Genomic DNA, 13,807 nt, shown 5'->3' with positions numbered 1-13,807 from the left:
AGATACCTGAACGTACCTCGACGTGGAGAGAGAACAACCATGAACCGACGCCGCGCCGCCGTCACAACCGCCCTGGCTGCCGTCCTCACCCTCGGAACTCTCAGTGCCTGCAGCGATGACAGTGACACCGCTGACACCGCTGACACCACCACCGGCACCGTTGCCCCGGAGACCGTGACTGAGACGGTGACCACGGACGCCAGCGAGACCTCTGAAACCGACGTTCCCGAGGGCCACATCACCGTCTCGACCTCGGGTAGTGGACCGACCGCGATCACCACCGAGGACACCCCGGAGGGTGAGACCTACGGAACCTCCGGCACGCTCGTCGTCGGACCGGGCTCGTGCTTCGCGCTCAAGGAGTTCGGCAACCGCGGCGGCGACAACACGCCGCGCCCGCTGGTCCTGCCCGTGGACTCCGAGTACGTCACCCAGGGTGGTCGCCCGTCGGTGACGCTGCCGGACAAAGACACGGTGTACGTCGGCGAGAACATGGACGTCGACGTGGTGTCCATGCAGCTCAGCGAACTCGACGGTCTGCCGGACGCCTGCGCCCGCGGCGCGTCCCGGACCGGTCTCGTGGTGAACTGAGCCCTCCCCCGTAGCCCCACCCCGGGACCATAAGTATCCGAAAGTATCCGAACCTTATGCCAGAGTGTGAGCCATGACACTTCCAGCCTGGGCTCGGATCGCCCTGGGCATGTTCGCCGTCTGCTACGGCGCGAACCTCTTCGCCCCACTCCTGCCCGTGATGCGCGAGACACACGGGCTCGGTCAGGCACCGGTGAACTTCATCCTCGCCGTCTACGTCCTGGGTCTCATCCCGGCACTGATGGTCGGTGGACCATTGTCCGACAGGCGGGGACGGCGCTCGGTCGTCCGTCCCGCCCTGCTGTTCTCGGCGGTGGGGACGGTGGTGACCCTTGCAGCCCATCTCGGCGTCGACGCGGCTTGGGGTCCCGTCCTGCTCTGCATCGGACGGATGCTCACCGGCATCGCCGTCGGTCTGGTGCTCGCCGCCGGAGCGTCGTGGCTCAAGGAGGTCACCGCGGTGACCGAGGGCAGTGACGGCAGTGGCGGTGCAGCCGCCCGACGCGCGACCGCGGCCACCTCCGCCGGATTCGGCGTAGGCCCACTGGTCAGTGGACCGGTCGCGGAATGGCTGCCGGGGCCGGACACCACTCCGCTGATCATCCACCTGGTGATGATCCTGTTGCTGACCCCACTGGTCTGGGGCACCCCGGAAGCAGGACGACGGACCGCCTCACGCCTGCAGTTCCCGCCGTCGGCGCGCACGCCCCGGTTCCTGTTCACCGTGGCACTGTGGGCGCCGTGGGCGTTCGGGCTGGCGACAACGTCCTTCGCCGTACTTCCGCCACTGGTGGCCTCGGGCGTGTCCGCACCGGTGGCCTACACCGGCCTCATCGCCGGAGTCGCGATGCTGACCGGCACTTTCGTCCAACCCTGGGCCGGACGACTGCCGATGGGGGCGCGCATCACCCCACCGCTGTACGCCCTGGCAACGGCCGTGATCGGTATGGGCGCCGCGATCATCGTGGTCGCCACCCACGCGGTGTGGTTCCTGGTACCGACGGCGATGATCCTCGGTACCGCCTACGGCATCATGATGGTGTCAGGGCTGCGGGAGGTGCAGCGCATCGCCGCACCGGGGGAACTCGGATCCCTCACCGCCGTGTTCTACGCCCTGACGTACCTGGGGTTCTTCATGCCGTTCGTCATCGCGCTGGTTGCACCACTTATCGGCTACGTCACCGTGTTCATCGTCGGTGCCGCGGTCTGCGTGGTCTCCATACTGTCTGTGGCGGTCGCCTCCCGTCACAGCCAGCCGTTCTGATCCGCGACGGTCACCGCCTCGAAGCGGTTCGATGCCCCGGTCTTCCCGATGACCGAGGACAGGTGGTTACGGACCGTGCCCTGGGACAGGTGCAGTTCCGCCGCGATCTCCCGGATGCCGGTGCCACCGCGGGCGGCACGGCAGACCTCGACCTCGCGCCCGGTCAACGGTGAGTCCGGGGTGAACAGTGACTCCTCCGCCAACGCCGGGTCCACCACGCGCAGGCCGCGGTGGACGCGGCGCACGGCCTCTGCCAACTGCGACGCCGGGGTGTCCTTCACCACGAATCCGCTGACCCCGGCCGCCAGTGCCTTGCGCAGGTAGCCGGGGCGTCCGAAGGTCGTGACGATCACCGTCCTGCAGGACGGCATACCCCGTGCCGCCTGGAGCTGCTCCGCCGCCTCGATCCCGGTCATCCCCGGCATCTCGATGTCCAGCAACGCCACGTCCACCCGGTTCGCCCGGACGGCCTCGACGACCTTGTCACCGCGCCCGACCTCGGCGACGACCTCGATGTCGGCCTCCGAGCCGAGCAGGGCCGCCAGGGCACCACGGACCAGGTCCTGGTCATCGGCGATCAATACTCGGATCATCGCGGACCTCCCGTCATGGACACCGACAAACGCGTCCCCTGTCCCCCGAGGCCCACCGTCACCGTCAGCGTGCCGCCGGCGTCCCCCACCCGACGACCCAGCCCCGTCAACCCGTTACCCCAGGCACCGTCGCATCCGACACCGTCATCGATGACCTCAACGCGGTCAGCGGTCATTGTCACTTCGCACCGTCGGGCCCGGGAGTGCCGGACCACGTTCGTCACGCCCTCACGCACCACCCACGAATAGAGGTGGGCGTTCACCCCGGCGACCGACACCTCCTGCGAGAGGACGGCCTCGATACCGGCGGTGGTCAACGCCCGGCGCGCGGCCTCGACCTCACCGGCCAGGTCCGGGGAGCGCATCCGGGTCACCGTGGAACGCACCTCCGCCAGCGCCGTCCGGGACAGGCGGGTGATCTGCTCGAGTTCGTTCTTCGCCGCGGCCGGATCGGTGTCGACCAACCGGCCCGCCAACTCCGACTTCAAGGTCACCACCGTGAGGGAATGGCCCAGGAGATCATGGACGTCGACGGCGATGGACTCGCGTTCCCGGGCGATCGCGAGCTCGTGCTCCAGGTGCGCCTTCTCCTCGTAGCGACGGGTCACCAATGCCACGGCATACACCATCAATGGCGAGACGAGTGTGCCACCCAGGGCGCCGGGCATCGCGTCGGGCTCAGTGAGGTAGATCAGCCCCGTCGATCCGAGAACCAGCGCCGTCATCGCCGGGAGGCTGACAGTCAGTGGCAGAGGGAACGCCAGCATGGCGACGAAGAACGGGACGAGAAACGCCGCGAGGGAGCCGATCACTACGGCGGTGGCCACCGCAACCAGCGCGAGCAGTCCGAACCAGAACAGGTAACGCCGCGGCATCGTCAACGTGTGCGGCCACTGGTCGATCATTCCGAACGCGACAGCGTAGACCCCACTGAACAAGGCGAGCAGGGCGATGCCGCCGACGGTGCGCACCGTGGCGCCCTCAAGCGCAACCAGTACGACCGCCGGTACGACGAGAACGACCAGCCAGATGGAGGCCATCAGGCTGGAGGAACCGTCGAAATTCTTCATCGCCGACCCTTCTCCCGGTTGTGCAGTGCCAGGACAATGAGGATGAACACCGCTGACCAGGCCAGGAAATTCACTACAGCCCACCATAGCGGGTCATGGACCAGGCCCGGGTCGTACGAAACCGACTGGTAGCCCTCGGTCAACGGCGACCGCGCCAGGGATGCAGGCCCGTAGAGCGGGCTGAAGCGTCCGACGGTCATCATCGTCTCCGGCAGAGGCATGAAGAGATTGCCGAGGAATGCCAGGACAACAATGCTGGTCCCCGCGATACTCACCGAATTCTCCGTCGGCCACATCTGTGACCACATCATCCCGTAGAAGCCGAAGGGGATCGCGCCGACGACACACAGCAGGAAAGACGTCGTCCACGCCATGCCGGGCATCGATGCCCCGGTCACAGCTCCGACGGTGAACACGGCCGCCACCGGCAGCACCGAGCGGATCGTGATGCCGAGCAGGCGCGACGCCAGCAGCTGGCCGTGGGTCAACGGGGTGAGCGCGAGCTGGCGTCCCCACCCGGTCGTGCTCTCCACGACGATCTGCCCGGCGGCGGCGACTGCACCGGTCACGCCGGCGTAAAGGGCCATGCCGATCATGATGTAGGCGGAGACGTTCCCCTTCCCGACGGGCTCATCACCGAAACCCATGGCCTGACCGAAGACAAGGTAGAACAGGACCGGTAGCCCCATCGAGAAGAAGAGCATCGCACCGTCGCGGTACAGGCGACGCAGGTCGTGGAGGGCGAAGTGCAGGGTGGTGGTCATGACTGTTCACTCCCGTTGCTGGTGAGCCGGATGAAGGTGTCTTCCAGTGTCTGTGCGGAGATCCGCAGGTTCGTCGCTCCCCGGGTAAGAAGGTCGCGCGCGAGATCGTCGGATGCGGTGGTGGTCACCCGGTGGTGTCCGTCCAGGTCGTACTCGACGACAACATCGCCGTCCTGGAGTTCGGCCGGAGTACCGTCGGCGATGATCGCGCCCGCATCGAGTAGAACGATGCGTCGGGCGAAGTCCTGCGCCTCCTGCAGGTAGTGGGTGGCGAACAGGACGGTGACCCCGCGGTCGGCCTGGACGCGCATCGACTCCCAGAATTCGTGCCGGTTGGCGGGGTCCATCCCCGCAGTGGGTTCGTCGAGGATGAGCAACTCGGGATCGCCGAGGAGGGCGAGGGCGAAGCGCAGCCGCTGCTGCTCACCGCCGGAGCACCGGCCCACCCGTTGTCGGCGCATGTCCGTGAGCTTGGCGTGCTCCAGCACCTCCTCCACGGGGCGCGGATTCGTCAGTGTCGCGGCGATCATCTTCACCGTCGCCTCGACGGTCATGTCGGGCAGCAGTCCCCCGGTCTGCATCACAGCACCGACCCGTTGGCCCGTGACCGCCTGCCGCGGTGTTCCTCCGACGACCGCGACCGTGCCCGTCGTAGGTTTCGTCAGGCCGAGGATGAGGTCGATCAGGGTGGTTTTTCCTGCTCCGTTGGGACCGAGGAGGGCCACGATCTCTCCCCGGTCGACGGTGAGGTCGACATCATCCAGAGCGGCGACCCGGCGGTTACCGGTACCCCGGAACGTCTTGCCGAGCCGCTCGGTATGTACTGCTGCGGTGCCTGTGGTGTCCATACCCCCACTCAACCGCGGGACCGCAGCCCGTACCCCGCCCCACCGTCACGGTTTCCCCGTGACAGTTGTCATGCCTCCAGTGCCGGACGTCAGCCGGCGATGAGCTTGTTCACCTGACGCACCACCGGCGAGGGGGCGAACTTCGCCGACCATCGCATCAGCAGATCCGGGGTGGACACGGAGTAGTCCTGGCGCTGGCGCTCCAGCCAGTTCCGCGGGTGCACGGACTTCCACACGGCGTTGGCGACCTCTTCGGTCTTGATCCGCACGCCGAGTCGCTTGGTGGAAGCGGCCTCGACATCCGCCAGCTGCGTCTTCACCCAGAGCGGCATGATGTTGACCACGCGGATCTTGTCCTTGCGCCACTCCAGGCTCATCGCCTGGGTGAAGCCGTGGACGTAGAACTTCGACGCGGAGTACGGGGTGATGTGCGGCTGTCCGTAGATGCCGGACGCCGACCCCATCGACACCATGTGCGAGCCCTTGGTGTTCTTCAGGTACGGGTACGCGGCACGGGCACCGAAGGTGATTCCGGTGCAGTTGATCTCGATCTGCTTGGCGATGAGGCCGGGGGCCTGCTCGGCGACATCGTGGTCACCGATGATGCCGGCGTTGTTGTCGAGGACATCGAGCTTCCCGCCGGTGTGGGAGGTGAAGTCGGCCAGGGCCTGCTCCCAGGACTCGTAGTCGGTGACGTCGAGGCGCCCGGTGATGATCTCGGGGTACTGCTCCTTGAGCAGTTCCAGCCCCTGTTCGTCGATGTCGTAGGCGCCCACGGTCCAGCCAGCGTCACGGAACTTCAGTGCCACTTCACGGCCGATGCCGGCGGCACCTCCGGAGATGAAAATGCTTTTGTTTGCGGTCATGTAGTGCAACATACATCCTGTGGGCGTGAGTGTCCGCCCATTTTCTGTATTGAGCGTTACTTTCTAGAAAAGTATAGTTCCGTCGGCCTCTACAGTGGCCGCGTATTCTCGGACAACCATCCGAACGGACCGGTCAGTCCCTCGGTGAATTCCGTGGTCCCGCCACCCATGATCGGCGAGTTCGGTGTGCAGCGTTTGTCGGGGACGCTGCCCGGATCCAGGGCGTCGCGCACGATGTCAATGACCCGTGGCGAATAGGACATGGAGATGTGGTCGGAGTGGTCCTGTGCGCAGCCGTCCTGGACCGTGACATTGCTGACCGTCGCACCCTCACCGGCGGTGAGGAACGTGGAGTCGTACGGGGTGGTGACCTCGTCATACTCCGTGGCCACCACGGTGTAGTCGACGCCAGGTACCGTGTCGCCGCCTTCATTGAGCCTGGCGAGCAGAGGTGATCCGTACTGCTGCTGGGTCCCGGCCTCCCCGATGACATAGTCCAGGGCAGGATCCAGGTCGAGCCCGAGGCCCCCGATGAACCGGTTGAGATTGGCCAGCCCGGACAGTGTGGTGCCGTGATTAGTCGCTCCCAGTGTGATGGCTTTGTCGACCTTCTCCGCTCCCCCGTTGAAGGCCAGGTACTGGCGGGCAAGCAGGCCGCCCTGGGAGTGACCGACCAGGTCGACCTCCCGGGTACCCGTGGTCTCGAGAACGCGGTCGACGAAGGACTCGATCTCACCGGCGGAAGCGGCGATGTCGCCCGTGCCGAAGGTATTCGGCAGGACCGTCCCGACACCGCCTTTGTCGACAATCTCGGCGCGACCGTAATTCGGGGCGAAGACGCAGTATCCGTCGTCGGCGAGTTGCGGGGCCAGCCCGGACCAGTTGTCGTAGGCGTTTTCCCAGGTTCCATGGATGAGGACGACCGGGTTCGGGTGCTCTTTGCTGGGGACGCAGTCCCAGTCATTGGCCCCTGCTGGCGACCGCTGCGGGTCGTGGAAGCTCTCGACGAAGGCGTCGACGAAGTTGGACGGCGAATGTGTCTCAGCGACAGCTGTCGGAGCCGTTGTCGCCACTGCCGCGACAGCAGCGGCGCCTAGCAGCGCAGCGACAGATTTGGTTTTGATACTCAACATGGACAGGAGCGTACCGCTCCCTGTATCGGCGCACGCGTGGTTCGACAATGTTGTGTTGCCCCGGCACCATCCCCGGTCCCGGCGAGCATCTGGGGCGGCTCAGATCCGGAAGGCGATCCCCCGTTCCTCGAGAAGCCCCGTCAACCGCGTGGGGTAGTCGGTGATGATGCCGTCGGCACCGGCGTCGATGTACGTCTCCATGTCGGCGACTTCGTTGATCGTCCACGGCACCACGCGGAAACCGGCGGCGTGGGCACGGTCGATGAACGTATCGGGATCCTCGTAACTGTAGTCCGGGCTGAGCACCTCGACCCCCAACCGCCGCGCAGCCTCAAGAACATCCCCGCCGACCTCCTCATAGTCGATCGGCCCGAGATAAGGCGAGTCCGCGTTCCACGTGGTCCCGTCCCACAGTGCGATCAGCGGGACCTGCGGAGCACGCTCCCGCACCAGCGGCAGAGATGACCAGTCAAAGGACTGCACGGCGATGCGGTCGGTGGTCCCGGCGTCCTGCGCCGCGTCGAGGATGGCGTCGACGTACTCCCGGGGTGCCGCGGAGCGTTCCGGCGCCTCCGCCTCGATCTTGGTTTCGATGTTGAAGTGGACCTGTGGGTCACGTTCAGCGATGTCGAAGACGTCCGCGAGCTGCAGCATCCTGTTGTCTGCGGCATGGACGGCATCCGGGTAGCCCGGCAGTGCGAGGCCGCAGTTCAGGGTCTGCAGCTGTTCCCAGGTGAGGTCGTGGACGTCCTGACCGACGTAGTCGCCGGTGCACTTGTCAGCCTGGACGGAGGCGTCGTGCCAGACGACGGGGACACCGTCCTGCGACAGGTGGATATCCAGTTCCAGAGTGGTCACCCCGAGATCGAGAGCGTGCTCGAACGCTGCCCGGGACTCTTCGGTGTGTTCACCACGTCCGCCGCGGTGTGCCTGCAGGTCGAAGGTGGACGGAAGATTGTCCACGGGTGAGACTTCCGGGGTCCCGATACTGCCGGAGATGCTCCCCGTCGCCTCATCGGCGACGGCGAGCGGGACCGTGGCAACGGCCAGGGTGGCGAGAGTGGCGATGAGGCGTGAGCGGCGGGGCATGAGTCTCCTGGGACGTCGGTTCGCTGTCGCCGATGACCGTAATGCCCCGTCACGGTTGCTGCTGGGCGCGGAAGCGTGATGTACCGACTGTTCACCGGATGTTCTGCACCAGATCACCGAAACATAGGAAACTCGTTGCTTATCGTGGTACATACGAAGCATGGCTTTCTCCCCCCAGCAGCTCCGACGATTCATGCAGTACTGGCCACCGTTCCTGGGTGCCGGCGTGAAAATCAGGGACTTCGCCGACGACGGCTCCCGTGTCGTCGTGACCCACCGTCCCGGACGGTTGACGAAGAATGCCGTCGGCACGGCATTCGGCGGCACCATCCTGTCCATGACCGACCCGTTCTACATGCTCGCCTCCATGGCACGCCTCGGGCGGGAGTACAACGTCTGGGACATCAAAGCCGAGATCGACTTCGTGAAACCTGGTCGCGGCACCATCACCGCCGACATGCGCATCGACGACGCCACCTACGACCTCATCCGGGAACGCACCGCCGACGGCGCGAAGTACCTGCACTGGTTCGAGGTCGACGTCACCGACGAACAGGGAGACACCGTCGCACGGGTGCGGCGGCAGGTCTACTACCGCAGGAAGCGCTAGACCGCCAGCCGCCAGAGCGAGGTGACCTCGCGGGACCGTGCGACGTGCAGCGGATCGTCGGCGTCACGGACCTTGGGGTGGCGGGGAGCGGTGTCCTCCCGTCCGACGACGCGCAGACCGCCGTCGGCGAACCACTGTTCCAGCTGCTCCCGGGTGCGTAGTCCCAGGTGTTCTGCAAGGTCCGAGAGCACCAGCCACCCTTCGCCACCGTCAGTCAGGTGGTCGGCCAGCCCTGCGAGAAAACGCCGTAGTGCACCGGAATCTGCGTCATAGATCCCCAACTCCAGATCCGACGTCGGTGTTCCCGGCAACCACGGCGGGTTGAACACGACCACGTCCGCCCGGTGCCCTTCCGGCCACAGATCCGCCTGGACCACATTCACCGCACATCCCAGTCGGTCGAGGTTCCGCCGCGCACACACCACCGCACGGGTGCTGACGTCGGTGGCCGTCACTACCGCCCCATGACGAGCCAGTACTGCGGCGAGAACACCGGTACCGGTCCCGATCTCCAGGACCTCCCGTCCGGCCACCTCGTCGGCGAGTCCGGCAACCAGACCGATGTACTCGCTGCGCGTCGGCGAGAAGACTCCGTAGTCCGGGTAGATGTGCTCCCCCAGTTCCTCGATCCAGACACCCCGCTGGTGCCACTGCCAGGCGCCGAGCACGCCCTGCAGTTCGGTGAACGGCACCGTTCTCGGACCGTCAGCGCCGTCGGCATCCTGACCGTAGGCGTGACGGCACGCGTCGCGGACGTCAGGGGCGCGGCGCAGGCCCAGAGTGTAATTCTCCCCCAGTTCGACGAGAATACGACCGAGGATATCGGCCCGTTCGGCACGCTCGGCACGCTGTCGGAGGAACAATGTCGCCGCGTCCCCCGGTGTTTTCTTCTTCTGAGCCTTCTGAGCCTTCTGAGCCTTTTGAGCCTTCCGGGTCAGCCGACGGTCCACGGCCTTGAGCAGTTGGCGACCGTTGTGGAAGTCCCCTTTCCACACCAGTGACCCTCCGGTCCGCAGATGGCGCAATGCCTGGTCGGCCGTGGTGGTGTCGTCCGCAGTCTCGATCATGACAGTGATTCTTCCACGCGACCTGGTGATCTTGGAGTCAAAAGTAACAACACCACACGCGGGAACGTTGGGATCCCTTAGACTGTTTCACACTGTTACACACCAGCGCGGCCGATCCCCGCCTGCGTTTCGAGAGGACCAACGACGTGACCACCCCCAAGGGCCATACACACCGGCATCACCGCAACCGATTCGTCCGGCGTATCCGGGCTGGCGCACTGGCCGTTGCCGCAGCGTTGTCCGTCGGCGCAGGTGCTGTCGTCGCCGCCCCGGCGGCCTCCGCAGCTCCCGCAGGCAACGTCGTCATCATGGGCGACTCCTACGCGGCGAACCCCGACCAGTACTACAACACGCTGCGCGGCATCGACGGTTTCGTGCCGGACAACTACCCCGTCACCGGCAACTGCCTGCAGGCCCCGAACAACTGGCCACGCCTGATGCAGCAGCGCCACGGCCTGGCCGTGAACGACTGGTCCTGCTCCGGCATGACCTCGCACAGCGCCCTGGGGCGGATCGACCGGGCAGTGAACGCCGGCGACATCCACCGTGGCACCCGCACCGTCGTCCTGAATTACGGCATGAACAACTTCGGCCCCGGCGGCACCGACAACGGCGCAGATTTCCTCAACCCCGGTGACGTGCGCAACCGGTACCTCGCCGACGTCCGTGCCGCCGCCGCGAAGGTACGCTCCGCCGCTCCCGGCGCCCGGATCGTGATGGCCGGGCAGATGGCCATCACCTCGAACGGGATGTTCTGCTTCGCCAATGTCGTCCCCAACTTCCCGGCGGGCCTGCCGATCCCTGTACTCAGCGACGTGGAGAAGTGGCTCCGCGGTAACCAGCAGGAGGCCGCTCGTCAGATCGGCGCGTCCTTCGTGGACCTGAAGACCGAGACGGCCGGCAACGCCACGTGCTCGCCGGACCAGAACCGTTACGTCGCTGGCATCCTCGACACCACCACCCCGAACTACAACATGATGATCCACCCGTCACTGAAGGGCTCCACCTTCATCGCCGACCGCATGGCCGGCGCAGTCTAGATGCGCCCACTCGTTGAGGCGCGACTGGTGGCGCAGCGGCTGCTCACACCCGCCGACTCCGCCGTCGACCTCCTCGAGACCATGGGCCCCATGCAGGGCCAGGACCTGACGGGGATCCTCAGTTCCCTCGCCCTACGTCTCCCGCAGGGTACGGGCGTCACAGACGTGCGCGACGCCTTCACCTCCGGGGACCTCGTCCGGGGATACCCGATGCGCTCCACCGTCTTCGCGATGTCCGCCCGCGACGCCGGCTGGATCACTGAACTGTGTGCCGGCCAGCAACGCCGGGAATCCACCCGTCGCTGGGAGAAGGAGGGGATCAGCCCGGCCGAGGTGACCCGGGCCCACGATGTCTTCCTCCAGTCCCCCGGCGTGACACGCAAGGCACTCGGCGAGCTCTGGGCGCGGCACGGGTTCCCGGACGAGACGGGGTTCCGCTACCTGATGATCCGCGACATGATGCTGCACGGAACAGCGGTCTACGGCCCCTTCGACGGTACTGATCAACTCATCGTCCCCACCACACCGATTCCCTACGCCGGCGAGCACTCCCCCGCGGCCGAACTGCTGCTGCGCTACCTGACCGGCCACGGCCCGGCAGACCTACGGGATTTCGCCTGGTGGACGAAACTGCCGCAGCGGGTGGTGAAGGAGGCCTTCGATGAGATCTCCGACGACGTGGAGACCACCGACGGACTGCACCACCGTCCCGGCCTGTACGACGAGGTCGCCGAGATGAAGCGCCGTGCGCACGGAACGTTCGCACTACCCGCCTTTGACGAGATCGTGCTGGGCTACCGCGACCGGCTGGCGTTCATGTCCTCCACACACCACGACCAGGTCGCGCCCGGCAACCGCGGCGTCTTCCGTCGAACGGTGGTGCGCGGCGGGAAGTTCGTCGCCACCTGGTCGGCAGCCGGGGTTGAACCGTTCACACCACTGAGCGCCACCGCCGAACGGGACATCACCCGCGCGGTGCGGGACTACCCGCAAGCCCGGCGATAAAGGTATCGATCAACCACTCCGCCTGACCGGGGGCGAAGTCTTCGGCCTTCTCGGGCATAGGACGAGACACGGCGGCCAGTCCGAGGTGGAAACGCCAGGGTGACAGGCCTGGTTCCACGAAACCCGATGCTGCGGCCAGCTGCAGAATGCCCTGGTAGGCAGAGAGGAACTGCTCACGGAGCGGCTCGGTGTCTATCCACACGCGTCCGTCCACCGGAGTGACGGCGATGGTGCGTTCCGCCAGTGCCGCGACCTTCAGCGCCGCGACCTCATGCACAAAGGTGCGCCAACCCTCCTCTGACCCGTCCCAGTTCTCGGTGTGCCGGTGGATGATCTCCAGCACTCGGTGGGCCATGTCCTCGATGAGCCCGATCACAAGGTCATCCCGGGTAGGGAAATGGCGGTAGAGCGTGCCGATACCGACACCTGCTTCGGCGGCGACCGTACGTAACGGCACCTCCGGACCATTCACGGCGAACAGATCCCAGGCGGCGGTGATCAGCGCCGCTCGTTTCTCCCGCGCATCGGCACGCATCAACTCTCCTCTTGCATCTCAGTAACCGGAGGATTACGCTCCAGAAAAACGGAGCGAATCGCTCCATTTACTACGCTACCATGCAGGAGATCCCCGTGAAGACCACACTCAAGCTCGGCGGCATCATTCTCGGCCTCACTGCGGCCGTCACTCTGATGCTGCTCTCCTTCCTCGCTCCCCAGATGAACTCCGGACCGGACAATATCCCGGTCGCCGTATCCGCACCAGAGCCCGTGGTCGGCCAGCTCAGCGAGAACGTCGAGGTCACCTCCTACGACGATCCCGCAGACGCGCGCCAGGCCGTCCTCGACCGAGACGCCGTCGGCGCGGTAACCGTCACCCCCGACGGCGCCACCGTTTACACGGCGTCCGGAGCGGGTCAGCCGTACACTCAGGTGCTCACCGGCGTCGCAGAAGGAATGGACGCCCAGGTCAAGGACCTCGCCCCGACCACGCAGGACGACCCGAACGCCGGCGGTCTCAGCGCACTGGCACTCCCCCTGGCCTTCGGTGGCATGGTGTCGGCTGCCGTCCTGTCGATCACGATGAAAAAGCGCTACGGCCTGCGAATCATCGGCTCGGTGGTGTTCTCCCTCCTCGCCGGTCTCGCGGTCGGGGCCGTCCTGCAGTTCGGTTTCGGCACTTTCGACGGCAACTACTGGGAGACGGCCGGCGTCCTCGCACTCGGCATCGCCGGCACATCACTGTTCGTTCTCGGCCTCGAGGCATTGATCGGCTTCCCCGGACTCGGGATCGGCGCACTGCTGACGCTCTTCGTCTCCAACCCGCTGTCCGGCATCGCCACGGGATGGCAGTGGCTGCCGTCCCCCTGGGGTGCGATCGGCCAGTACCTGCCGATCGGCGCCGCCGGTAACGCCACCCGTTCGGTGGCGTTCTTCGACGGCGCCGGAATCGCGCACTCCGTGTGGGTCCTGCTTGCCTGGGTGGTGCTCGGCATGGGCCTGGTCGGGCTTGCCGCGCTGCGGTACCACAGGTTCACATCCCGGCTCTCGGCAGAGAAACATCCCGCCGAGGCTTAGTCCGGGCTAGTTCGCAGCCTCCTCAGCCGCGCCGGCGCCATCCAGGATGGAGGAGCCGGCACTGCTCAGGTCGATCGCCGAGGAGCCGAGCTCCAGAGTGGACGAGCCGATGCCGATCGGGTTGCCGGTAGCGACCGAGGAACCGAGGCCGACAACCGAGGTCAGGAAGTTGATGAGGGGTTCGATGAGAGTATCCATGGTGGACCTTTCTTCGTGAGAGGGGTGCCAGCGGACGCTGTACGGCCACTATCTTAGGCAGCCCTTCCCCTCGCGCAACAGGAACGTTGCGGCT

16 protein-coding genes are annotated in these 13,807 nt (G+C 66.1%); 6 read left to right on the top strand and 10 right to left on the bottom strand.

Going from position 1 to position 13,807, the window contains the following annotated elements:
• Positions 1 to 39: 39 nt before the first annotated feature.
• Complete coding sequence (locus CGLY_RS00285) at positions 40 to 591, top strand: hypothetical protein (RefSeq protein WP_038544969.1); 552 nt, start codon at positions 40 to 42, stop codon at positions 589 to 591.
• A 73-nt stretch (positions 592 to 664) separates the two neighbouring features.
• Positions 665 to 1,855, top strand: a complete 1,191-nt coding sequence (locus tag CGLY_RS00280; RefSeq protein ID WP_227590315.1) for an MFS transporter — start codon at positions 665 to 667, stop codon at positions 1,853 to 1,855.
• Here CGLY_RS00280 and CGLY_RS00275 read toward each other — a convergent pair.
• The 7 genes from CGLY_RS00275 to CGLY_RS00245 form a co-directional block, all read right to left on the bottom strand.
• Entirely contained in the window at positions 1,837 to 2,448 is a 612-nt protein-coding gene (locus CGLY_RS00275; RefSeq protein WP_038544966.1) for a response regulator transcription factor, read from the bottom strand. The genes CGLY_RS00280 and CGLY_RS00275 overlap by 19 nt on opposite strands.
• Positions 2,445 to 3,518 (bottom strand): sensor histidine kinase, encoded by a 1,074-nt coding sequence (locus CGLY_RS00270; RefSeq protein WP_052539353.1) that lies wholly within the window; start codon positions 3,516 to 3,518, stop codon positions 2,445 to 2,447. The genes CGLY_RS00275 and CGLY_RS00270 overlap by 4 nt, the downstream gene beginning before the upstream one ends.
• Complete coding sequence (locus CGLY_RS00265) at positions 3,515 to 4,282, bottom strand: ABC transporter permease (protein WP_038544963.1); 768 nt, start codon at positions 4,280 to 4,282, stop codon at positions 3,515 to 3,517. Before CGLY_RS00265 ends, CGLY_RS00270 begins: the two co-directional genes overlap by 4 nt.
• Positions 4,279 to 5,130: an ABC transporter ATP-binding protein gene (locus CGLY_RS00260; RefSeq protein WP_038544960.1), complete on the bottom strand. Its 852-nt coding sequence runs from the start codon at positions 5,128 to 5,130 to the stop codon at positions 4,279 to 4,281. Before CGLY_RS00260 ends, CGLY_RS00265 begins: the two co-directional genes overlap by 4 nt.
• An 89-nt stretch (positions 5,131 to 5,219) precedes the next feature.
• Positions 5,220 to 5,996 (bottom strand): SDR family oxidoreductase, encoded by a 777-nt coding sequence (locus tag CGLY_RS00255; RefSeq protein ID WP_038550711.1) that lies wholly within the window; start codon positions 5,994 to 5,996, stop codon positions 5,220 to 5,222.
• Between the two features lie 89 nt (positions 5,997 to 6,085).
• Entirely contained in the window at positions 6,086 to 7,129 is a 1,044-nt protein-coding gene (locus CGLY_RS00250) for an esterase/lipase family protein (RefSeq protein ID WP_052539351.1), read from the bottom strand.
• A 99-nt stretch (positions 7,130 to 7,228) separates the two neighbouring features.
• Entirely contained in the window at positions 7,229 to 8,218 is a 990-nt protein-coding gene (locus CGLY_RS00245) for a glycerophosphodiester phosphodiesterase family protein (protein WP_038544957.1), read from the bottom strand.
• A gap of 160 nt (positions 8,219 to 8,378) precedes the next feature.
• Here CGLY_RS00245 and CGLY_RS00240 point away from each other — a divergent pair, with 160 nt between their 5' ends.
• Positions 8,379 to 8,828 (top strand): DUF4442 domain-containing protein, encoded by a 450-nt coding sequence (locus CGLY_RS00240; RefSeq protein ID WP_038544954.1) that lies wholly within the window; start codon positions 8,379 to 8,381, stop codon positions 8,826 to 8,828.
• On the opposite strand, the gene CGLY_RS00235 is transcribed toward CGLY_RS00240, so the two are convergent.
• The gene (locus CGLY_RS00235; protein ID WP_227590314.1) at positions 8,825 to 9,895 is read right to left on the bottom strand and encodes a methyltransferase; all 1,071 of its coding nucleotides are present in this window, start codon (positions 9,893 to 9,895) and stop codon (positions 8,825 to 8,827) included. The two genes, CGLY_RS00240 and CGLY_RS00235, sit on opposite strands and share 4 nt — an antisense overlap.
• A 146-nt stretch (positions 9,896 to 10,041) precedes the next feature.
• Between CGLY_RS00235 and CGLY_RS00230 the strand changes: the two genes are divergently transcribed.
• Both CGLY_RS00230 and CGLY_RS00225 read left to right on the top strand, forming a co-directional pair.
• Positions 10,042 to 10,935: a GDSL-type esterase/lipase family protein gene (locus CGLY_RS00230; protein ID WP_038544949.1), complete on the top strand. Its 894-nt coding sequence runs from the start codon at positions 10,042 to 10,044 to the stop codon at positions 10,933 to 10,935.
• A complete protein-coding gene (locus tag CGLY_RS00225) occupies positions 10,936 to 11,940 on the top strand; it encodes a DNA glycosylase AlkZ-like family protein (RefSeq protein ID WP_038544945.1) in 1,005 nt (334 codons plus the stop codon).
• On the opposite strand, the gene CGLY_RS00220 is transcribed toward CGLY_RS00225, so the two are convergent.
• Positions 11,900 to 12,475, bottom strand: a complete 576-nt coding sequence (locus CGLY_RS00220) for a TetR/AcrR family transcriptional regulator (protein ID WP_038544940.1) — start codon at positions 12,473 to 12,475, stop codon at positions 11,900 to 11,902. The genes CGLY_RS00225 and CGLY_RS00220 overlap by 41 nt on opposite strands.
• 95 nt (positions 12,476 to 12,570) lie before the next feature.
• On the opposite strand from CGLY_RS00220, the gene CGLY_RS00215 reads away from it, so the two are divergent.
• Positions 12,571 to 13,515, top strand: coding sequence for a hypothetical protein (locus CGLY_RS00215; protein WP_052540503.1), 945 nt, complete (start codon positions 12,571 to 12,573; stop codon positions 13,513 to 13,515).
• A 6-nt stretch (positions 13,516 to 13,521) separates the two neighbouring features.
• On the opposite strand, the gene CGLY_RS00210 is transcribed toward CGLY_RS00215, so the two are convergent.
• Complete coding sequence (locus CGLY_RS00210; protein WP_038544930.1) at positions 13,522 to 13,713, bottom strand: hypothetical protein; 192 nt, start codon at positions 13,711 to 13,713, stop codon at positions 13,522 to 13,524.
• Positions 13,714 to 13,807 lie beyond the last annotated feature (94 nt).

This window comes from Corynebacterium glyciniphilum AJ 3170 (assembly GCF_000626675.1).
Lineage (GTDB): Bacteria > Actinomycetota > Actinomycetes > Mycobacteriales > Mycobacteriaceae > Corynebacterium > Corynebacterium glyciniphilum.
Note: the sequence above shows the minus strand (reverse complement) of the source record. Positions and strands in the feature narration are given on the sequence as shown.